This window comes from Pseudonocardia lacus (genome assembly GCF_018531445.1).
GTDB classification, from domain to species: domain Bacteria; phylum Actinomycetota; class Actinomycetes; order Mycobacteriales; family Pseudonocardiaceae; genus Pseudonocardia; species Pseudonocardia lacus.
Genome location: NZ_JAHDTH010000014.1, coordinates 1 through 19,461, shown reverse-complemented (window position 1 = coordinate 19,461; position 19,461 = coordinate 1). Strand labels below are relative to the sequence as shown.

25 protein-coding genes are annotated in these 19,461 nt (G+C 72.6%); 12 read left to right on the top strand and 13 right to left on the bottom strand.

The features are described from left to right. Positions 1–71 precede the first annotated feature (71 nt). The 3 genes from KIK08_RS05170 to KIK08_RS05160 form a co-directional block, all read right to left on the bottom strand. Positions 72–392, bottom strand: a complete 321-nt coding sequence (locus KIK08_RS05170) for a DUF3140 domain-containing protein (protein WP_214401830.1) — start codon at positions 390–392, stop codon at positions 72–74. Between the two features lie 45 nt (positions 393–437). After that, positions 438–1,499: a TIGR03617 family F420-dependent LLM class oxidoreductase gene (locus KIK08_RS05165; protein WP_214401829.1), complete on the bottom strand. Its 1,062-nt coding sequence runs from the start codon at positions 1,497–1,499 to the stop codon at positions 438–440. Positions 1,500–1,572: 73 nt separating this feature from the next. Then, on the bottom strand, positions 1,573–1,980 hold the full coding sequence (locus KIK08_RS05160) for a RidA family protein (RefSeq protein ID WP_214401828.1): 408 nt from the start codon (positions 1,978–1,980) through the stop codon (positions 1,573–1,575). Positions 1,981–2,048: 68 nt separating this feature from the next. Between KIK08_RS05160 and KIK08_RS05155 the strand changes: the two genes are divergently transcribed. Continuing rightward, the gene (locus tag KIK08_RS05155; protein WP_308257404.1) at positions 2,049–2,675 is read left to right on the top strand and encodes a TetR/AcrR family transcriptional regulator; all 627 of its coding nucleotides are present in this window, start codon (positions 2,049–2,051) and stop codon (positions 2,673–2,675) included. 105 nt (positions 2,676–2,780) lie between these two features. Then, positions 2,781–3,569 carry an SDR family NAD(P)-dependent oxidoreductase gene (locus tag KIK08_RS05150; protein WP_250556341.1) on the top strand — a complete coding sequence of 263 codons (789 nt, stop codon included), beginning with the start codon at positions 2,781–2,783 and terminating at the stop codon, positions 3,567–3,569. An 11-nt stretch (positions 3,570–3,580) separates the two neighbouring features. On the opposite strand, the gene KIK08_RS05145 is transcribed toward KIK08_RS05150, so the two are convergent. Both KIK08_RS05145 and KIK08_RS41515 read right to left on the bottom strand, forming a co-directional pair. Then, a complete protein-coding gene (locus KIK08_RS05145) occupies positions 3,581–4,402 on the bottom strand; it encodes an MBL fold metallo-hydrolase (protein ID WP_214401826.1) in 822 nt (273 codons plus the stop codon). 49 nt (positions 4,403–4,451) lie between these two features. Then, complete coding sequence (locus tag KIK08_RS41515; RefSeq protein ID WP_214401825.1) at positions 4,452–4,709, bottom strand: DUF7218 family protein; 258 nt, start codon at positions 4,707–4,709, stop codon at positions 4,452–4,454. A 104-nt stretch (positions 4,710–4,813) separates the two neighbouring features. Between KIK08_RS41515 and KIK08_RS05135 the strand changes: the two genes are divergently transcribed. Then, a complete protein-coding gene (locus tag KIK08_RS05135; RefSeq protein ID WP_214401824.1) occupies positions 4,814–5,338 on the top strand; it encodes a hypothetical protein in 525 nt (174 codons plus the stop codon). After that, positions 5,338–5,817 (top strand): DUF421 domain-containing protein, encoded by a 480-nt coding sequence (locus KIK08_RS05130; RefSeq protein WP_214401823.1) that lies wholly within the window; start codon positions 5,338–5,340, stop codon positions 5,815–5,817. Before KIK08_RS05135 ends, KIK08_RS05130 begins: the two co-directional genes overlap by 1 nt. 3 nt (positions 5,818–5,820) lie before the next feature. On the opposite strand, the gene KIK08_RS05125 is transcribed toward KIK08_RS05130, so the two are convergent. Next, on the bottom strand, positions 5,821–6,468 hold the full coding sequence (locus KIK08_RS05125) for a CGNR zinc finger domain-containing protein (RefSeq protein ID WP_250556340.1): 648 nt from the start codon (positions 6,466–6,468) through the stop codon (positions 5,821–5,823). Between the two features lie 10 nt (positions 6,469–6,478). Here KIK08_RS05125 and KIK08_RS05120 point away from each other — a divergent pair, with 10 nt between their 5' ends. Further along, positions 6,479–7,222, top strand: coding sequence for a class I SAM-dependent methyltransferase (locus KIK08_RS05120; protein WP_214401822.1), 744 nt, complete (start codon positions 6,479–6,481; stop codon positions 7,220–7,222). A 47-nt stretch (positions 7,223–7,269) separates the two neighbouring features. On the opposite strand, the gene KIK08_RS05115 is transcribed toward KIK08_RS05120, so the two are convergent. The 5 genes from KIK08_RS05115 to KIK08_RS05095 all read right to left on the bottom strand — a co-directional run bounded on the left by KIK08_RS05115 (position 7,270) and on the right by KIK08_RS05095 (position 10,112). Next, positions 7,270–7,686 (bottom strand): glyoxalase superfamily protein, encoded by a 417-nt coding sequence (locus KIK08_RS05115; RefSeq protein WP_214401821.1) that lies wholly within the window; start codon positions 7,684–7,686, stop codon positions 7,270–7,272. Next, positions 7,683–8,198, bottom strand: a complete 516-nt coding sequence (locus tag KIK08_RS05110) for a pyridoxamine 5'-phosphate oxidase family protein (RefSeq protein WP_214401820.1) — start codon at positions 8,196–8,198, stop codon at positions 7,683–7,685. The genes KIK08_RS05115 and KIK08_RS05110 overlap by 4 nt, the downstream gene beginning before the upstream one ends. Positions 8,199–8,251: 53 nt before the next feature. After that, positions 8,252–8,530, bottom strand: coding sequence for a hypothetical protein (locus KIK08_RS05105; RefSeq protein WP_214401819.1), 279 nt, complete (start codon positions 8,528–8,530; stop codon positions 8,252–8,254). 134 nt (positions 8,531–8,664) lie between these two features. Beyond that, on the bottom strand, positions 8,665–8,892 hold the full coding sequence (locus KIK08_RS05100; protein ID WP_214401818.1) for a DUF397 domain-containing protein: 228 nt from the start codon (positions 8,890–8,892) through the stop codon (positions 8,665–8,667). A gap of 296 nt (positions 8,893–9,188) precedes the next feature. Next, positions 9,189–10,112 carry a helix-turn-helix domain-containing protein gene (locus tag KIK08_RS05095; protein WP_256446118.1) on the bottom strand — a complete coding sequence of 308 codons (924 nt, stop codon included), beginning with the start codon at positions 10,110–10,112 and terminating at the stop codon, positions 9,189–9,191. A 109-nt stretch (positions 10,113–10,221) separates the two neighbouring features. On the opposite strand from KIK08_RS05095, the gene KIK08_RS05090 reads away from it, so the two are divergent. Then, positions 10,222–10,554, top strand: a complete 333-nt coding sequence (locus tag KIK08_RS05090; protein WP_214401816.1) for a hypothetical protein — start codon at positions 10,222–10,224, stop codon at positions 10,552–10,554. Positions 10,555–10,705: 151 nt separating this feature from the next. Next, positions 10,706–10,969 (top strand): hypothetical protein, encoded by a 264-nt coding sequence (locus KIK08_RS05085; protein ID WP_214401815.1) that lies wholly within the window; start codon positions 10,706–10,708, stop codon positions 10,967–10,969. A gap of 29 nt (positions 10,970–10,998) precedes the next feature. Here KIK08_RS05085 and KIK08_RS05080 read toward each other — a convergent pair whose 3' ends face one another. Both KIK08_RS05080 and KIK08_RS05075 read right to left on the bottom strand, forming a co-directional pair. After that, positions 10,999–11,403 (bottom strand): hypothetical protein, encoded by a 405-nt coding sequence (locus KIK08_RS05080; RefSeq protein WP_214401814.1) that lies wholly within the window; start codon positions 11,401–11,403, stop codon positions 10,999–11,001. An 84-nt stretch (positions 11,404–11,487) separates the two neighbouring features. Then, positions 11,488–12,873 (bottom strand): M14 family zinc carboxypeptidase, encoded by a 1,386-nt coding sequence (locus KIK08_RS05075; RefSeq protein WP_214401813.1) that lies wholly within the window; start codon positions 12,871–12,873, stop codon positions 11,488–11,490. 227 nt (positions 12,874–13,100) lie between these two features. On the opposite strand from KIK08_RS05075, the gene KIK08_RS05070 reads away from it, so the two are divergent. The 5 genes from KIK08_RS05070 to KIK08_RS05050 are packed head-to-tail and all read left to right on the top strand — an operon-like array spanning position 13,101 to position 19,286. Next, positions 13,101–14,438, top strand: coding sequence for a purine-cytosine permease family protein (locus KIK08_RS05070; protein ID WP_214401812.1), 1,338 nt, complete (start codon positions 13,101–13,103; stop codon positions 14,436–14,438). 5 nt (positions 14,439–14,443) lie between these two features. Continuing rightward, positions 14,444–16,012, top strand: coding sequence for a hydantoinase/oxoprolinase N-terminal domain-containing protein (locus KIK08_RS05065; protein WP_214401811.1), 1,569 nt, complete (start codon positions 14,444–14,446; stop codon positions 16,010–16,012). Then, positions 16,009–17,094, top strand: a complete 1,086-nt coding sequence (locus KIK08_RS05060) for an S-methyl thiohydantoin desulfurase family protein (RefSeq protein ID WP_308257402.1) — start codon at positions 16,009–16,011, stop codon at positions 17,092–17,094. The genes KIK08_RS05065 and KIK08_RS05060 overlap by 4 nt, the downstream gene beginning before the upstream one ends. After that, a complete protein-coding gene (locus KIK08_RS05055) occupies positions 17,091–18,227 on the top strand; it encodes an S-methyl thiohydantoin desulfurase family protein (RefSeq protein ID WP_214401810.1) in 1,137 nt (378 codons plus the stop codon). The genes KIK08_RS05060 and KIK08_RS05055 overlap by 4 nt, the downstream gene beginning before the upstream one ends. A gap of 18 nt (positions 18,228–18,245) precedes the next feature. Continuing rightward, positions 18,246–19,286, top strand: coding sequence for a DUF917 domain-containing protein (locus tag KIK08_RS05050; RefSeq protein WP_308257400.1), 1,041 nt, complete (start codon positions 18,246–18,248; stop codon positions 19,284–19,286). Positions 19,287–19,461 lie beyond the last annotated feature (175 nt).

The following is a 19,461-nucleotide window of genomic DNA, read 5'->3' as shown; positions in this document are numbered from 1 at the left end:
GGGCGCCCACGGGATGTAGACCATGCACCTCCGCGCGCTCCCCGAGGCGCGTCATGCGGATCTCGCGCCGGTCACTTGACCGGGTCGTGGCCCCAGTTCATCAGCGAGTGCCGCCAGGTGCTGCCCTCGATGTCGCCCTTCGGGCGCTGGGCCGTGTGGCGGTGCACGTAGCCGACGACCTTGCGCATGTGCGCGCGGTCGTCGTCGGTCAGGTCGGTCTTCTCCGCCCGCAGGATCTCCACGATCCGCCGCCCGGACGCGTGCCCGGTCGACTCGCCGCCGCCCTTGTCCTGCCCCGCCGCCTTCGACTCGTCGGTGTCGAGCCACTTCTCCAGCTCGCCGGCGGTCATGTTCACGGCGTCGTCGAACTCGGCCTGCACGTCGTCAGCCATGCGGACGATCTACCCGCTGCCGGACGGAGCAACCCGTCGGACCGGTCAGAACCCGCGCCGGACCGCGGCGACCTCCGCCGTCATCCGCTCCTCGTCGGCCGGGCCGTTGACCGGGAGGCTGAACTCCACCGCGGAGCACACCCCCTGGTAGCGCCGCCAGACCCGCTCGGCGATCCGGTCGTGGGTGCCGACCACCGCGATCGTCTCCACCATCTCGTCGCTGACCAGGCGCTCCATCTCGGCCCACCGCTGCGCGCGGGAGAGGGTCGACAGTTCCTCCGCGATGTCGTCCCAGCCGTGGTGGGCGAAGACGGGCCGGTAGGTGCGGGTGGAGGCGTAGAACGAGATCCGCGCCCGCACGTCGCTGACCCGGGCCTCCAGCTCCCGTTCCGTCGGCGCGGTGACGATCAGCGGGCTGGCCACCACCTCGATGGCGCCCGGGTCGCGCCCCGCCGCGGCGGCGCCCCGGTCGACGGCGGGGCGCAGCACCTCCTCGAGGTAGGCGCGGGTGCAGATCGGGTGCGGCCGGACGCCGTCGGCGACCTCGCCGCCGATCCGGGCCATCCCCGGGCGCACCGCGGCCAGGTGCACGGGGATGTCCGGGTGCTCGATGGGGCCGGGGTCGAACAGCGGGTTCATCAGGGTGAGGTCGTAGTGCTCGCCGTGGTGGTCGAGCGGCACGCCCTCCTGCCACGTGCGCCAGACCGCCCGAACGGCCTGCACGTACTCCTTGATCCACGGCCCGGGTGCCGACCACCGCACCCCGTACCGGCGCTCGATGTGCCCCTTGACCTGGGTGCCCAGCCCGAGGGTGAACCGCCCGCCGGACAGCCGCGACATCGTCCACGCGCTCAGCGCGACGGCCGTCGGGCTGCGGGGGAAGGCGATGACCACGGCCGTGCTGAGCCGGATCCGCTCGGTGCGCTCGGCGGCGACGGCGAGCGCGACGATCGGGTCCTCCTTGGTCTCGGTGAGCGCGAGGCCGTCGAAGCCGAGCCGCTCGACGAGCTCGGCCTGGCGGCCGAAGGTGCGCATGTCGACGGTCGTGTCGGCGGGCCGCAGCCCGGGATCGACCTTGCCCAGTGGCAGCTGCGTCTCGACCCTCACCGATCACTCCCCCGTCGGAGCCCGTGCCGTCGCCCCAGCCTGCGCGAGGCCGCGCCGGACGGCAAGAGCGCGATCATGGGAGGACGGCGACGGCCTCGACCTCGACCAGCAGGTCGGGCTCGCCGAGCCCGGCCACCCCGAGCAGCGTGATCGGGCGCCGCAGGTCGGTGCCGAGCCGCTCGGCGGCCCTGCCCACGCCGGCGCCGAGGGCGGGCAGCTTGTCCGGCGACCAGTCCACGACGTAGACGGTCAGCTTGGCGACGTCGGCGAAGCTGCCGCCGACGGCGTCCAGCGCGGCCGCCACGTTCAGGTAGGCCTGCTCGACCTGGGCGGCCAGGTCGCCGTCGCCGACCGGGGTGCCGTCGGCGGCGCGGGCGACCTGGCCGGACAGGTGGACGGTGCGCGACCCGGAGGCCACCGACATCTGCCAGTAGTGCTCGGGCTGGGGCAGGGCGGGCGGGTTCAGGAACTCGACGGGCATTGCTCCTCCTCGGTGACATATCAACGCTATGCATACCGAGGTATAGCACTGCTATGTATTCTGGGCAAGTGCCGAAGACCGCCCCGCCGCAGGTGCGCGCCGCGCTGGTCGAGCGCGCCGCCGCCATGCTCGCCCGCCGCGAACCGGTGACCCTGCGCTCGGTCGTCGCCGGGACGGGGGCGTCGACGATGGCCGTGTACACGCACTTCGGCGGCATGCCCGGGCTGTGGCGGGCGGTGCGCGAGGAGGGGTTCGCCCGGCTGGCCGCCCGGCTCGCCGCGGTCCCGCCGACCGACGACCCGGTGCGCGATGTCGTCGCGCTCGGCGCCGCCTACACCGAGAACGCGTTCGCCCACCCCGACCTGTACCGGGCCATGTTCGACGAGGTCGCGGGCCTGGCGGACCGGTCGGCGGCCGACGGTGGGTTCAGCGCGCTGGTGGCCGCCGCGGACCGGGCCCGGGCCGCCGGTCGGTTCGCGCCCGACTGCGACCCCGAGCAGTTGGCGGTGCGCGTCTGGGCCAGCGGGCACGGGTTGACGACCCTGGTGCTGACCGGGGTGCTGCCGGTCGAGGTGCTGCTGGCGCAGTGGCCGCGGATCGCGGTGGCGCTGTTCGTCGCGGTCGGCGACGAGCCCGACCGCTGCGCCCGTTCGGTCGACGCGGCCTGGCCCCCGCGCCTACCCACCCCGCCCTGACCCGTCGAGAACGACGTTGTCGCGATTTTGGACCGGTCCAACGCACGGCAACTTCGTTCTCGACGGGGTTTCGGGGCGGTGGCCGAGTGAGGATGGCGGTGGCGGATGACCATCGGCGCTTCGGGGGAGAACCACATGGGACGGCTGGACGCGAAGGTCGCGATCGTCACCGGCGGGGCGGGCGGCCTCGGCGAGGCCATCGCGACCCGGATGGCCGAGGAGGGCGCCACCGTCGCCGTCCTCGACGTCGACGAGGCCGGCGCCAAGCGGGTAGCCGCGGCGCTCCCCGCCGCCACCGCCCACGTCTGCGACGTCACCGACGAGCCGGCCGTCGAGGCCGCGTTCGCGGACGTGGTGGCCGCCCACGGTCGGCTCGACGTGCTGGTCAACAACGCCGGCATCACCGGACCGTCGGGGCCGGCCGACGAGCTGTCACTCGCCGACTGGGAGCGCGTGATGGCCGTGAACAGCACCGCGGCGTTCCTGGGCACCAAGCACGCCGTCCCGCACCTGCGCGCCACCGGCTCCGGCAGCATCGTCACCATCTCGTCGATCTTCGGGCTGGTCGGCAGCGGGGGCATCCCGGCCTACCACGCTTCGAAGGGAGCGGTGCGGGCGATGACCAAGACCGATGCCCTCGCCTACGCCCCGGACCGCATCCGGGTCAACTCGGTCCACCCCGGCTACGTGTGGACCGACATGGTCCGCGGCTCCACCGAGCGGGCCGGCCTGGCCGAGGCCGAGGCCCGCGCCCGCCTCGACCCGCTGCACCCGCTCGGCGGCATCGGCGCCCCCGACGACGTCTCCTGGGCCGTGGTCTACCTCGCCTCCGACGAGGCCCGCTGGGTCACCGGCGCCGAACTGGTCGTCGACGGCGGCTACACAGCCCGCTGACCGGCGGCCCCTCAGGTGAGGTGGTCGTAGTCGCCGCGGACCCACGCGATGTAGCGGTCGGCGGAGCGGCGCACGACGTCGTGGGCGTCGGTCGGGACCTGGTTGCCGAAGTTGCTGTAGAGGCGGTCGTACTCCAGGCCGTCGACGGCCTTGGCCACCCGGTCGACGACCGCGCCGGACAGCGGGATGCGGTTGGGGAAGCTGCGCTGGAACGACACCGAGGTCCGGTCGGGGCAGGCCATGATGGTGTCGCCGGCCAGCAGCACGCCCTTGCCGCCGGCGCCGGCCGCCCAGTGGACGACGGCGCTGCCCGGGAAGTGCCCGCCGATCTGGAGCAGCGCCAGTCCGGGGGCGATATCCCGGCGGCCCGTCCAGGTGACGATGGCCGGGTCGGGTCGGGCGACCCAGTCGGCGTCGGCCTCGTTCACCAGGACCGGCGGGCCGCCCAGCGCCCGGCTCCACTCGACCTGCACCCCGAACATGTGCGGGTGGCTGGCCGCGATCGCCACCACGTCGCCGAGGGCGCGGACCCGCTCGACGAGCGCGTCGTCGAGGTAGCCGATCGGGTCCCACAGCAGGTTGCCGGCCGGGGTGCGGACCAGCACGGCGGTCTGCCCGATCCCGACGCCGGGCACGGTGACGATGCCGTGCAGGTCGGGCTCCATCTCGTAGACGCGGGCCTCGCGGCCGGAGCCGGCCAGCTCCGCCAGTGTCGTCCAGACCTGGCCGTCGGCGGGCACCCACTGGCGCTCGTCGTCGCAGATCCGGCAGACGTCGACGCGCTCGGCGTGCTCCACGGCGCAGGTGGCGCAGACGGGGAAGGTTGTGTCCACGGCAGCCACCCTTCCCCCTGCACCGGGGTCCAGGTCAAGCGCCGGTCCGTCAGTGGTTGCGCAGGGCGTCGACCAGGTCCTTCTTCTTCATCTTGGAGCGGCCCTTGATGCCGACCTTCTTGGCCCGCGCGAGCAGCTCCTCCTTGCTCATGTCGTCGTACTTGGACGACTTGCCGCCCTTCTTCGCGACCTTCTTGCGGCCCTGCGCGGCCGAAGCGTTGGCGACGCGGGCGGCCTTCTCCTTCGACGCCCCGCTCTCCTTGACCTTCTCGTAGGTCTTCTTGTCCTTGACGCTGGACCCGGCCACGACGAACCTCCTCGATCGACTCCGTGCGGGGTTGCCGGCCGGCGGCTGGTCGAAACGCCGGTCAGAGCGGGCAGTCGCGGTCCGCAGCTGGTAGACCAACCAGGGTGTCCGAACAGGATGGGGCGTCGACGCTGGCGGACGTGCGCCCGGTCGAGCGGGGCCCGCGCAGCGTGCGGATGCGCACGGCGTCCATCGTGCTGCTGCTGGTGATCGTCCTCGCGGGCGCGCTGGGCCTGTTCGGCGTCCGGTCCACGACGACGACGGCCACCGCGGGCGGCTACACGCTCTCGGTGGAGCACGCCTGGATCGCGCGGGCCGGGCTGGACGTGCCGTGGTCGGTCGAGCTGCGCCGCGAGGGCGGGTTCAGCGGGCCGGTCACGCTGGCCGTCACCGGCGACTACTTCGACATCTACGAGGAGCAGGGACTCGACCCCGAACCGGCGAGCCAGACCGCGGACGCCGAGGACGTCTACTGGACGTTCGACCCGCCGCCGGGCGACACCCTGGGCGTCGACTTCGACGCCTACATCCAGCCGGCCGCCCAGTGGGGCGCGAGCGGCACGGTCGCCGTCGTCGAGGACGGGCAGCGGGTGGTCTCGGTCGACTTCACGACGGCGCTGGTGCCCTGATGGAGATCGTCGTCCGGGCCGTGGTCATGTTCGGCTTCCTGTGGCTGATCACCCGGGTGGTCGGCCGCTCGACGCTGGGGGAGCTCAGCACGTTCCAGCTGATCCTCTACGTGACCATGGGCGACATGGTCCAGCAGGCGGTGACGCAGCAGGACTACTCGGTGGCATCGGGAGTGCTCGCGGTCAGCGTGTTCGCGCTGCTCACCATCGGTATCGCGTGGGTCAACGCGCGCTGGTCGAAGGTCCGGCCGGTCACCCACGGCGTGCCGGTGGTGGTGGTCAAGGACGGCGAGCCGCTGTTCGACGTCCTGCACCGGGAGCGGCTGTCGGTGGACGACCTGCTGGCCGCGGCCCGGGAGCAGGGGATCCGCCGGCTGAGCCGGATCGACCTGGCGGTGTTCGAGGCCGACGGCAAGATCTCCTTCTTCACCGAGGGCCCGGACGGCAGCGGGGCACCGTCGCGGCCGGAGGTCGGCTGAGGTTCAGCGCGCGGGCGCCGCGTCCCGGCGGGCCCGGAACGCGGCCGCCTTGACCCGGTTCTGGCAGGCCGTCGAGCAGAACCGGCGGGTGCCGTTGCGCGAGGTGTCCAGGTAGGCGCGGTCGCAGCGCGGGGCCCGGCACAGGCCGAGCCGCTCGACCGCCGGCCCGCCCAGCACGATCGCCAGCCCGGTGGCCATCCCCGCGGCCCAGCCGGTGGCGAGGTCGGCGTCGGGCCGGTGGAAGTGCAGGTGCCAGCCCTCGCCGTCGTGGCGGGTCAGGGTGGGGACGGCCGCCGCGTCGCGCAGGACCTCGTTGAGCCGGGCGCAGGCGGTGTCGAGGTCGCCCGCGTCGACCGGCTCGACGACGGCGCGCAGGCGGGCGGCCCAGCCGGCCAGCTCACCGGCGACGGCGTCGGTCATCGGCCCGTCGGAGGGCCGGCTCGCCGGCGCGACGGCCGTGGCGACGGCCGCGGTGAGCGCGGGACCGGTCGGCGCCTCGACCGGCCGTCCGCCGTGCTCGCCCGGTGTCGTCGCGTTGACGAGGGACACGGCCGCCTGGACCACGCTGCTCACGTCACTGTCGAACTCCACTTGACCAGTTATATCAGGACGGGCTAGCGTCACCGTCGTCATCAACAACAGCAGTGACAAGAGGGGGATCATGCAGGTCGAGGTCGCGCAGCGGTGGGTCCGGCGCTGGGACGCGCAGCAGGAGCGCTACGTCGCCGACCGCGAGGAGCGGTTCCGGGTGGTCAACGACGTGGTCGAGTGGGCCCTGCGGGAGGCGTCGGGCCGCGGCCGGGTCGTCGACCTCGGCTGCGGACCGGGGTCGCTCGGCACCCGGCTGGCCGCCGCGCTGCCCGGCGTCGAGGTCGTCGGCGTCGACGCCGACCCGCTGCTGCTCGGCCTGGCCGAGGCCGGTGGGACGCGGGTCGTGCGCGCCGACCTGACCGACCCCACCTGGCCGGACGCGGTGGGCCTCGACGGCCCGTGGGACGCGGCCGTGTCGTCCACCGCGCTGCACTGGCTCGCGCCCGACGACCTCGCCGCCCTGTACGCGACGCTCGCCGCCCGGCTGCGCCCCGGCGGAGTCTTCGTCGACGCCGACCACCGCGGGCTCGACGGCCCGGCCGCGGGCGAGCTCGCCCGGCACGTCCGCGACGCACGCGCCGCCCGGGTCGGCGTCGACGCCAACGAGGACTGGCGCGCCTGGTGGGACGCGGTCCTCGCCGACGACGACCTCGCCCCGCTGGCCGAGGCCCGGTCGCGCGAGGGCGCGGCGCACAGCGCGGAGAGCGCGCTGACCCTGGGCCAGCAGCAGGCGCTGCTGCGCGAGGCCGGCTTCCGCACCGTCACGACGGTGTGGCAGTGCGGCGACGACGTCGTGCTGGTGGGGGTGCGCTGAGCCGCGCCGGGCGGCTGCCCGTACCGGGCGACCTCCGGCCGCGAGCCCTATGGCCGGGCGGTGATCTGCTGCACCACCCAGCTGTTGCCGTCGGGGTCGTCGAACGAGCAGACCCCGACGTTGTTGAGGTCGTCGTCGTCGCGCGCGGCCCGCAGGCCCTCCCGGGAGTGCACCCGCACCTCGCTGACCTCGACGCCGCGGGCGGCCAACTCCGCGCGCGCCGCCCGGACGTCGTTGACGACCAGCTGCAGGCCCTTCTGCGAGCCGGGCGCCATGTCCACCATCCCGGTGCTGATCACGATGGAGCAGCCCGACCCGGGCGGGGTGAGCTGCACGAACCGGGTGGTCCCGTCGACGAGCGTGGTGTCGTGGTCGACGACGAAGCCGACCCGGTCGGCGTAGAACTCCTTGGCCCGGGCGACGTCGGTGACGGTCACCTGCGCGACCTCGAGCGTCCAGTTCACCGCCCGACCTCCGCGAACCGGTAGCGGGTCTGGCTGTAGGGGGCCTTGCCGAACGCGAACGCCGTCGTCGGCTCGATCCGGTACACGTACGCGAGCCCGCCGCCGCCCTCGAAGCCGCCGTCGAGCACGTCGAAGTGCCATTCGACCCCGTACTTCTCCTCCCACGCCGCCGCGAGCGCCTTCAGCTCGTCGGTGTCGGTGACCCGCTCGACCCGCCCCTCGACGACGACGTCCAGGCCGCCGTGCAGGTCGGGGGTGCCGGTGGTGAGCACGACGTGCGGGTTCTCCGCCAGGTTGCGCGCCTTGCGCTCGTGCGGGCCGGCGCAGACGTGCGCGGCACCGCCCCGCCACACGGAGATCAGGGAGGTGACGTGCGGGCGGCCGTCGGGGCGGACGGTGGACAGCCAGTAGACCTCGGCATCGGCCAACCGCTGCTCGGTGGTTTCCCATGGGGTGGGGGTGGCGTCGGGTTCGCCGTAGCGGGGGTCGATGTCGGTCGTGGGTACGGGCATGCGCGCGCTCCTCTCGCTGTACTCAGCAATAGGACCGGGCGCACGCCCGTAGCTCATCGGCCCTCGTCGAGCTTCCGCTCGTACTCGGCCATCAGCTCCTCGCGTTCGAGGAACCGGGTCTCGCGGAGGTCGAGGCGGCGCTCGCGGAGATCGAGGTCGTCCTCGCGGACGTCGAGCAGGAGTGCCTGCTGCTCGTTGCGCCGCTGCTGCTCCGCGTTGATGCGGCGTGCGGCCGCGATCCGCAACCAGGCCTCGTGTCGAGCGTCCTGGTCGAGTCGGCGTCCGATCAGGACCGCCAGCCCCATCAGCAGGCCCAGCCCCCCGACTGCCACACCTGCCATGCTGCCCATGTCCGCCTCCGTAGACGTTATCTGTAATACGTATACGGTACGTTCGAGACGTCAGGCATGCAAGAGGCCGGGCCCCTGGGGTGGGGCCCGGCCTCTTCGTCCTGCAGTCCGGGTCGTCAAGCGCCGGGGCTGAACTCCCCGTTGATCACGCCGCCGAGGAAGGCGACCCAGGCCGCGCCGCTGAAGGTCAGCGAAGGAGCGCCTCGGTCCTTCCCGTCGCGGACGAGCACGTCATGATCGAGGGCCACCTCTACGCAGGCGTCGGTGGCGCAGAAGGTCGACTTGCGAAAAGTCGACGTGCGGAAGTTCGGTGAGCTGGCGGCTGCCGGCTCGGACTCGATCATCGGTACTCGGTCCCTTTCGCGCTGTTGAGCGCGACCGCCGCACGTGTGTCGTCCTCGGGGCGTCGTGGGGCGGACCGGGTCGAGCTGGGGGAGCGCGGCAGATCGCGAAGTCGGCGGAATCTAGCGCGTAGATCATCACGAATCGGTCTCGGCAGGGACCCTCGTCGGGGAGTGGTGGTCGGGTGACGACCAGAGGACGTCCGGCGGGCGATGTAGCTGCATCGGGTGAGGAGATGCGGGCGCCCAGCGGTCCCCCCGGGGCGCCCAGCGCGAAGATTGTTATGCATTTGTAGCAACTACTGCATAGCGGCTCGGAGGATCTCGTCGAGCAGCTGGCGCGATTGCTGCGGATCGAGGGCCTGGGCGGCCGTCGCCGTGAAGACCTCGATGAACCTCTCGACCTCCTTGCCCTCGGCCCAGGAGGCGCCGAACCAGTCCTCCAGGTGCGCGATCGGAGGGTCGATCGCCGACTGTCGTGGGTCGAAGATGGTCAAGCTGCTGATGGCCCTGCCGCTGCCCGCGGAGAAGGGCAACACCTGGAACTGCAGGTTCGTGCGGTTCGCCGCCTCGAACTCGTCGAGGGTCGCCGCCAGCCACTCCAGCTGCTCGGCGTGGACGTGGCGACCGCCGACGCGGCGCAGCAGCGCTCCCTCGTCGACGATCGCCTGGATCTCAGTGGGATCATCGAGGTCCAGGAGGGCCGTACGACGGGCGGTACGCATGTCGGCGAAGCGGGCGACGTCGGCTTCGGTCCAGGTCGGATGGAGTGCGGCGATGTGCGCCCTCGCATAGGCCGGGGTCTGGAGCTGGCTCGGTACCTGGGGGGCGCAGAAGATGCGCAGCCGTCGGGCGTCCGTCTCGATCGCGAGGTAGCGGTCCAGGTCGTCGGTGGTGAGGTCGGCGTCCGACTCCCACCACCCCGTCGACTTGCTCTCCTTCGCCCACTGCTCGAACCGCTGTCGAGTGTTCGGGTCCTGCATCCCGTACAGGTCGAGCAGGATGCGCACGTCCCACAGCTTCGCCGGTCCGAGCCCGTTCTCCAGCCGCGAGATCTTGGCCGTCGAGCACTCGAGCTCGCGCGCAGCGGCGTCGATGCGGATGTTCGCGTCCTCGCGAAGGCGTCGCAAGCTGGTGCCCAGTCGACGCCTGGCCAGCTGAGCTCCTGCGCTCCGTCGTTCCACGGGCCCTCCATGCAACAAAAAAAATCTTGATGTACACATTCGATTGTTGCGTATACTCAGCGAACACCGTAGCGGCGCCACGTGCGATGTTGAGGACGACGGGTTCGCGCAGTTCGCCCCACCGGTGCACCTGGGGCGGGAGGTGGGCGTGAACCGGTCTGCAGAGGTTGCGGCGGGACCAGGTCGCGAGAGCGGGGTCGATCGCCAGGTCGACCTGCTGGACGACGTCTGCGGTGTGCACGTCGAGATGCGGGAGATCCGCGAGCGGCACCGCCGCGGCCTCGCCTCGCCGATGGACCAGCGCCGCTACGCGGCCTGCTGGCGCGCGCTGGCCCTGCGCCGCTCACCAGGTCGGCGCGTGCAACTGTCCCGGGAGTTCGACGTGCTTCTGGCCGAGCGAGCTTGGCGGGAGGTCGAGGCCGCACTCGCTCGGGACGGGGAGGCCCCCGCCTCGGAGGCGGGCTCGTCGGTTCCGATGTAGTACCTGAGCGGAGTCGTGGCGTTGCGCCGTGCACTTGCTTGCGCCCCAGACTGTCATGCGTATTCTGTTAGACAGTCAGGGGATCCGGGATCGGAGCATCCCGCCCGGACCGAAGCTGCGGCGCAGCAACAGCGACCAGAGGATCGTCGACATGCCCCGAGAGTCGTCCAGTCCGCTGTGCTTCCGGCTGTCCGTCCAGGACCGACGCCTCGTGGAGACGGTTGCCGCCTTCCGCGGGCAGACGCTGTCGGACTACGTGCGCGAGATCGTCATCGAGAAGTCCGCGGCCATCGTGCAGACCGAGGGCCGCGACAAGATCCTGCGGGTGCTGCAGGAGACGGGCAACCGGTCCACCGAGGAGCAGCGCGAGCGGTACGAGCAGGGCGTCGACCACGCCGCGCCGCGGCGGCCGTAGCCGTACGAGCGGCGGCTCGGGCGTCCGGCCTATCCGGAGAAGTCCGGCGCGCTGGGGTCGGCGAGCACGGCGAGGTTCATGCCGAGGTCGCAGATGCGCCTGTGCGTTCGGCTGACGACGTCAATGGCGGGGTCCCACTCGCATTCCTCCACCAGGTTGATCAATGCCTGGTCGATGACATCGCACAGCGTGACGATGTGGCGCGGGTCGGTTTCGGACGGCACCGTGGTGACCCGATGCAGCAACTGCGAACACAGCAGGGCCGTGGCGACGACCTGCTCCTGCCCGATCTCGGCTTCGGCGAGGCTGTCGATCCGGTCGAATCGGATGAGCAGGCTCTCGCCCACCGTGAACCGTTCCCGGAGCACGTCGAACAACGTGTGGGCCAACTCCTGCAGCTCAATCAGCTCGCGCGCGAAACCGTTCGGGTGCATGCGTGGACGGGGCCCTTCCGTCGGCGAGGCCTCAGTATGCGCGGAAGTCGCGCGGATGTCTTCCGGTCGTCGACGCGCTGTTGGTCAATCCCCTGCGGAGCCGCGGAGATGGGCCGCGGCGGCGAGCACCGAACCGTACTGGACGGCGACCATCGCGCCGATGGCGTTGCGGGTCACCCCCGCCGCTGCCGCCGCGCCGGTAACCTCGTCGCTCCACTTCGCGTGCACATCGGTGAGCCGGTCGTGCGCAGAGCGGACGGCCTCGCTCCGGTTGCCGTGGATGATCTCCTGGTCCAGCGCGCGCAGCAGTAGACCAGTGTTGCGCAGCCGGAACAAGAACACCTTGTCCTCGATGGACACGAGTTCCGCGACGGTCGCGCGTCGGTCGTCGGGCAGTTCCCGGCCCCGGCGGAGGGAGTCCGCGGCGTCCATCGTCGCGCTCGCGGCGAAGTGGCGGCCGGCCCGCAGGAACGGCGAGTCGATGCGGGTGTCGCCGTCGATCGAGCGGAGGGTCGACGTCAGGACTTCGCCCAGGTCGGCGAGCAGCCGGCTGTGCTTAAGGAGGGCGTCGGCGAGCCGCACCGGGGTCGGTTCGGCGTTCGAGGTCCGCGGGTCGCGCCAGTAGGGCACCTCGATGGTCAGCGACAGCCCGCCGTGCCGGGCGGCGTAGGCGGAGCCGGAGTTGCCGGTCGGCGTCGGGGGGACAGCGCCTGCGGCGCGCTCGTAGGCGATGGAGTCGCGGATATCCAGGGAGCGGTAGACGCCGTCCGCGAGGCGGTGGGCCCATCCGGACTCGGGTGTCCCGCGGTAGAGCGACATGCCCAGTGCGGCGGGGATCCGCTGCAGCGCCGCCAGCAGTTCCCGGTCGTCACGGCCGACGTAGTAGTAGACCTCGCCCTGTTCCGCGTTGTGCAGCGACGACAGCAGGACCGGTCGGTGCGTGTCGATCAGCTGCATCAGGGCGCGCGTCTCGGGCGGCCGCTCGTCGTCCGTGTCCGGCGCGGACTCGTTGCTGAGAGGGAAGCTCCAGTCGATTTGCTCGTTGAACGCCGGCCGGAACAGCGTGCGGCTGTAATGCTCCCGCGTGAACGGGCCGTGCAGCCAGCCACTGTTGAGCCGCAGGCCGTCGGGGTCGATGTTCGGGACGATGTGCCAGACCAGACCCAGGCGTTCCCGGAGCGAGCTGTCCGCGGCCAGCCGTTCGGCGAGGTGCAGGCTCGTCAGTCCGCCTACCGGCTCGTTCGGGTGGGGAAGGCCGTAGACGAGTGCGTGCCTTCTCGCCGCCGAGCCACCGGTGATCGTCAGGCAGATCAGTGGTTCTTTCCCGGCCGACAAGCCGATCACCCGGCTGCTCATCACGCCCGCATAACGGCTCGTCAGGCGGATCGCGTCGGCGGCCAGCTCGTCAGTACCGGCGAAGGTGGCGAAGTCGGGGACGCTGCGCAGTTCCTCGACCAGCCAGGCCGGCAAACCTGGCTCGGCTGGTGGGGTCACTCCTCCTTCCTACCGTCGGGTGGCGCGCATCGCGAGGACGGCGGAGTCGGCGGTTGCTGATGGCACACGCGTATGTACGGGCACCGACTTGTGCATGCTGCACAGCACCCGCGCCGCAGCTGGGCATCACGCCTCGTGACCGCCGCCTCGTCCCCGACCTAGCGTGGCCCCACTCCATCACCGCCCGAGAGCCGGAGGATGCCATGGCAGGTCAGGTGGGAGTCGACGACTACGCGCTCACCCGCGTCCCGCGGGACGCCCGCTACTCGTGGTGGTCGGTCGCCGTGCAGCGGTTCGGCCAGGTCTCGGCGCTGAGCCAGTTCCTGCTCGGCTCGACGCTCGGGTTCGGGATGGACTTCTGGACGGCGTTCTGGGCGTTCACGCTCGGTGCGGTGATCCTGGAGCTGGTCTCCATCGGGGTCGGGATCATCGGGGCCCGGGAGGGGCTGCAGACCTCGCTGCTCACGCGCTGGACCGGGTTCGGCCACGGGGGCAGCGCCGTCGTGGGGCTGGCCATCGGGATCAGCCTGATCGGCTGGTTCGGCATCCAGTCGGGGGTGTCGGCGCAAGGGCTGGCCAGCCTGATCGGCGTGCTGCCGACCTGGGTGTGGTCGCTGCTGTTCGGGTTGGCGGTCACGTTCATCGTGCTGTGGGGCTTCGCCTCGATGAAGTGGGTCGCCTACGTGACGGTGCCGGCGTTCCTGGTGCTGGTGGCGTGGTCGATCGGCAGCGAGCTGCTCAACCACGACATCGGCACGCTGATGACCGGCCCGCCGCCGGGGCCGCAGCTGACGCTGCTGGAGGGCACCACGCTGGTCGCGGGCGGGTTCATCGTCGGCGCGGTCATCACCCCGGACATGACGCGGTTCAACCGCACGTCCGGTGACGTCGTCAAGCAGACGGTCGTCGGGTTCACCCTCGGCGAGTACGTGATCGGCCTGTCGGGCGTGCTGCTGGCGCACGCCATCCGCTCCGACGACATCATCACGATCGTCACGTCGTCGGTGGGCTGGGTCGGCACCCTGGTCATCATCCTGGGCACGCTGAAGATCAACGACTGGAACCTCTACAGCTCCGGGCTGGGGCTGGTGAACTTCGTCGGCACGGTGCTGGGCAAGCGGATCAACCGGGCCGTCGCCACGCTGTGCCTCGGCGTGGTGGGCAGCGTGCTGGCCGCGGGCGGCATCCTGGACAGCTTCATCGGCTTCCTGACCGTGCTCGGGGTGGCCTTCCCGCCGATCGCCGGGATCATGGTCGCCGAGTACTTCGTGGTGAAGCGCTGGCGCGGCGAGCTGGAGGCCAGCCGCGCCGCGGGCAGGCTGCCCGAGTCGGCGCCGACGTGGGTGCCCGCGACGCTGGTCGTCTGGGTGGTGTCGGCGGTGATCGGCTACTTCGTCACCTGGGGCCTGCCCAGCATCAACTCCCTGGTCGCGGCGTTCGCGCTCTACACGGTCGCCGGCAAGCTCGGGCTGGTCCGGGGCGTGGGCACCAGCCCGACCGCCGACCTGTCCGACACCGAACTCGTCTCCACGAAGGACTGACGCGCATGCGGATCGGGATCGACGTCGGCGGCACCAACACCGACGCAGTGCTGATGGACGGCGAGCGCCTGCTGGGCGCGGTCAAGTCGGCGACCACCTCCGACGTCACCTCCGGCATCGTCACCGCGCTCGACGCGCTGCAGGCCGCGCACCCGTTCGCGCCGGCCGACATCGCCGCGGTCATGATCGGCACGACGCACTTCATCAACGCCCTGGTCGAGGCCGACCGGCTCGCCCCGACGGCCGCGCTGCGGCTGGGGTTGCCGGCCACGGCCTCGCTGCCGCCGATGGTCGACTGGCCCGAGCGGCTGGTCGGCGCGATCAGCGGCCGGTCCTACCTGGCGCACGGCGGCCACGAGTTCGACGGGCGCCCGATCTCCGCGCTCGACGTCGACGAGCTGCGCCGCCACGCCGCCGACATGGCCGCCCACGGCGTCCGGTCGGTCGCGATCAGCTCGGTGTTCTCGCCGGTCAACACGGAGTTCGAGGTGCGCGCCGCGGAGATCGTGGCCGAGGAGCTCGGCGACGACGTGCCGATCTCGCTGTCGCACGAGATCGGCCGCGTCGGGCTGCTGGAGCGGGAGAACGCGACGATCATCAACGCGGCGCTGCGCGAGCTGGCCGCGGGCATCGTCGACGGCCTGGCCGCGTCCATCGCCGGGCACGGCATCACCGCCCCGCTCTACCTCAGCCAGAACGACGGCACGCTGATGGACGTCGGGTTCGCCCGCCGCTACCCGGTGGCCACGTTCGCCTCCGGCCCGACCAACTCCATGCGCGGCGCCGCGGTGCTCTCCGGGCTCGGCACCTGCGCCGTCGTCGACATCGGCGGCACCACCACCGACGTGGGCGTGCTGAACGGCGGGTTCCCGCGGGAGGCGACGGTCGAGGTCAGCGTGGCCGGCATCCGCACCAACTTCCGCATGCCCGACGTGCTGTCGGTCGGCATCGGCGGCGGCAGCCTGGTCCGGGGGTTGGAGACCCCGACCGTCGGGCCGGACTCGGTGGGCTACCGGCTCACCGAGAAGGCGCTGGTGTTCGGCGGCGACCTGATCACCGCCACGGACGTGGCCGTGGCCGCCGGCCGGGCCGACATCGGCGACCGCAGCCGTACGGCCGGGCTGCCGAGGGAGCTGGTGGCGGCGGCGCTGGAGCGGATCGCCGCGGACGTGGCCGACGTCGTCGACCGGATGCGGGTCTCCGCCGACCCGCTGCCCGTCGTCGGCGTGGGCGGCGGGTCGGTGCTGCTGCCCGACGAGCTGCCCGGCATCGGGTTGGTGCACCGGCCGGAGAACTTCGCCGTCGCCAACGCCATCGGCGCGGCGATCGCCCAGGTCGGCGGTGAGGTCGACCGGGTGTTCGCGATCGAGCCCGGCCGCCGCGACGCGGTCGTCGACGAGGCCCGGCAGGAGGCCGTCGACCGGGCGGTCGTGGCCGGCGCCGACCCGTCCACGATCGAGATCGTCGACTTCGACGAGGTGCCGATCCCGTACCTGCCGGGCAACGCCACCCGCATCCGCTGCAAGGCCGTCGGCGACCTGCGCATCGACTCGCCGGTGGGGAGCGGCTCGTGACCGCGACGATCAGCGCCCGGCGGATCGACACCGTCACCGTCGACGACCTGGTCGACCTGGCCCGCGGCGCCGCCGTGCTGGGCACCGGCGGCGGGGGCGACCCGTACGTGGGGCGGCTGCTCGCCGGGGCGGCGCTGCGCGAGCACGGGCCGGTCCGCCTCGTGCACCCCGACGACCTGCCCGCCGACGCCTGCGTGGTGCCGGTGGCGATGATGGGCGCGCCGACGGTGATGGTCGAGAAGACGCCCTCGACCGAGCTGGTCGGGCACGCCGTCACCGTGCTCGCCGAGCACCTCGGGATCACGCCCACGCACGTGGCCTGCATCGAGGCCGGCGGGGTCAACTCGACGTTCCCGCTGGTCGCGGCGGCGCAGCTGGGGCTGCCGCTGGTCGACGGCGACGGCATGGGCCGGGCGTTCCCCGAGCTGCAGATGGTGCTGGCGACCCTCGACGGGATCCTGTGCACGCCGATGTCGATCTCCGACGAGAAGGGCAACACCGGCGTCCTGCGGACCGTGGACAACAAGTGGGCCGAGGACCTCGCCCGCTCGATGACGGTGACCATGGGCTGCTCGGCGATCATCAGCAACTACGTGATGACCGGGGCCCAGGCGAAGAGCGCGCTCGTGCACGGCACCCTGAGCCTGTGCGTGGCGATCGGGCGCGCGGTGTCGGCGGCGCGGGCCGCGCACACCGACCCGGTGGCGGCGGTGGTCGACGCCGTCGGCGGGGTGGTGCTGCACACCGGCAAGGTCGTCGACGTCGTCCGGCGCACGACGACCGGCTTCGCCCGCGGCGAGGCCGTGGTGTCGGGGGCGGACGGCGACCTGGTGCTGCACTTCCAGAACGAGCACCTCATGGCGATGCGGGCCGGCGAGCCGGTCGTCACCACACCCGACCTGATCATCGTGCTCGACCAGGACACCGGCGAGCCGGTGACCACCGAGGCCCTGCGCTTCGGGCACCGGGTGTGCGTGCTGGCCGCGCCTGCCGACGAGCGCTGGCACTCCCCGGAGGGGATCGAGCTGGTCGGGCCGCGGTACTTCGGCTACGACACCGACCCGGTGCGGGTGACGGCATGAGTTGGACGCTGGGCCCCGACGACCTCCCCGACCTGGCCAGGGGCGCCGCGCTGCTGGGCACCGGCGGCGGGGGCGACCCGCACGTCGGGCGGCTGATGGTGCAGCAGGCCATGCGCGAGCACGGCCCGATCACCGTGCTCGACCCCGACGAGGTCGACGACGACGCCTTCGTCATCCCCACGGCGATGATGGGCGCGCCGACGGTGATGGTGGAGAAGATCCCGCGCGGCGACGAGGCGGTGACCGCGCTGCGCACCCTCGAACGGCTGCTCGGGCGCCGCGCGACGGCCACCATGCCGATCGAGTGCGGCGGGATCAACTCGATGATCCCGCTGGTGGTGGCCGCGCGCAGCGGGCTGCCCGTCGTCGACGCCGACGGGATGGGCCGGGCGTTCCCCGAGCTGCAGATGGAGACCTTCGGCGTCTACGGCGTGCCGGGCTCGCCCATGGTCGTCTCCGGCGACCACGGCGAGACCGTCACCATCGACACGGGCCAGGACAACATCCGGATGGAGTGGCTGGCCCGCGGGGCGACGATCCGGATGGGCGGCGCCGCGCTGATCGCGGAGTACGCGATGAGCGGCGCCGACGTGAAGCGCACCGCCGTCCCGCGCACGTTGTCGCTGGGGCTCTCGCTCGGCCGGGCGATCCGGGAGGCGCGCGAGCAGCTGCGCGACCCGGTGTCGGCGCTGGCCGAGGCGCTGTCCGAGACGATCTACACCCACCTGCGGGTGCTGTTCGCCGGGAAGGTTGCCGACGTCGAGCGGCGCACGGTCGACGGGTTCGCCCGCGGCCGGGCCCGGTTCGTCTCCTTCGACGGCACCTCGACGCTGCGGACCCGGTTCCAGAACGAGACGCTGATCGCCGAGATCGACGGCGAGGTGGCGGCCATCGTCCCCGACCTGATCTGCGTGCTGGAGGCGGAGTCGGCCGAGCCGATCACCACCGAGGGGCTGCGCTACGGGCAGCGGGTCGTCGTGGTGGGCATCTCGACGCCGCAGATCATGCGGACGCCGGAGGCGCTGGCCGTCTTCGGGCCGGCGTGCTTCGGCCTCGACGAGGAGTTCCGGCCCGTGGAGGTGGCGAGCGAGTATCACGGTTCGGGCCGCGATACCCACTCCACACCGGGTTGATCTGCGACGATCCCGTGCGTGATCGACAACGCGCTGCGGGCGGCGGACGTCGACGCGCTGGTCGTCGGGCTCAGCCTGCTCGGATCGGGCGGGGGCGGCGACGCCGGCGTGTTCGCCTCGACGCTGCGCCGCGCGCTGGGCGATGGCGCGCTCACCCTGCACACCCCCGAGGAGCTGGGTGAGGCGCCGGTCGTCGCCGTCGGGATGCTCGGCGGCACGCGGATGCTCACCGAGAAGCTGCCCGGCGGGCACGAGGTCGTCGGCGCGGTCCGGGCGCTGGCCCGGTGGACGGGAGCCGAACCCGAGGCGGTGATGGCGTTGGAGGCGGCCGGGCTCAACGGCGCGCTCGCCGTCGCCGCGGCCGCCGAGCTGCGCCTGCCGCTGGTCGACGCCGACCTGATGGGGCGGGCCCTGCCGCGGGCCGACCAGGCCACCCGGGCCGTGGCCGGCGGGTCGCTCACCCCGTTCGCGATGACCGAGCCCGGCGGCCGGACGGTGCTGCTCGACCGGGCCGACGCGGTGTCGCTGGAGCGCGTGGCCAGGGCGTTCATCGCGCAGAGCGGCGGGTGGGCCGGGTGCGCGTTCGCCCCGACCCCCGCCTCCGTCGTCCGCGACGACGCCTGCCTGGGCAACCTGGCCCGCGCGCTCGACCTCGGGCGGGCGCACGCCGCCGCGCCGCCGTCGCGGATCGCCGAGGCGCTCGACGGGCGGGCGCTCGGCGCCGGGCGCGTCGTGGAGATCGCCCGCGACGCGTCGGCGACGTTCGGGCGCGCCGGCATCGCCGTGCTCGACGACACCGGCCCCGTGCTGCGCCTGGAGGCCGAGAACGAGTACCTGCTGGCGCTGGTCGACGGCGAGCCCGTGGCCAGCTGCCCCGACCTGCTGTGCGTGCTCGACCGGCGCACCGCGGCGCCCATCGCCGTCGACGCGCTGCGCGTCGGCGACGACGTCACGGTCGTCGTGCTGCCCGGGCCGCGGTGGTGGCGCGACCGGCCCGAGCGGCTGGTGCACGTCGGGCCGCGCGCGTTCGGCCTCGACTGCGACCCGGTGCTGATGTGACGGCGCTGCGCCTGCCCGCGCTGCTCGACCACCCCGACTGGGACGGGGTGGTGGTGCTGGCCGGCGACCCGGACCCGGTCGAGATCCGCGACGTGTGCACGGTCCCCGACCTGCGCGCCGAGCCCACCGACGCGCGCGGCGCGCTGGTCGTGGTGGCCATCGCGGCCGACCGCGG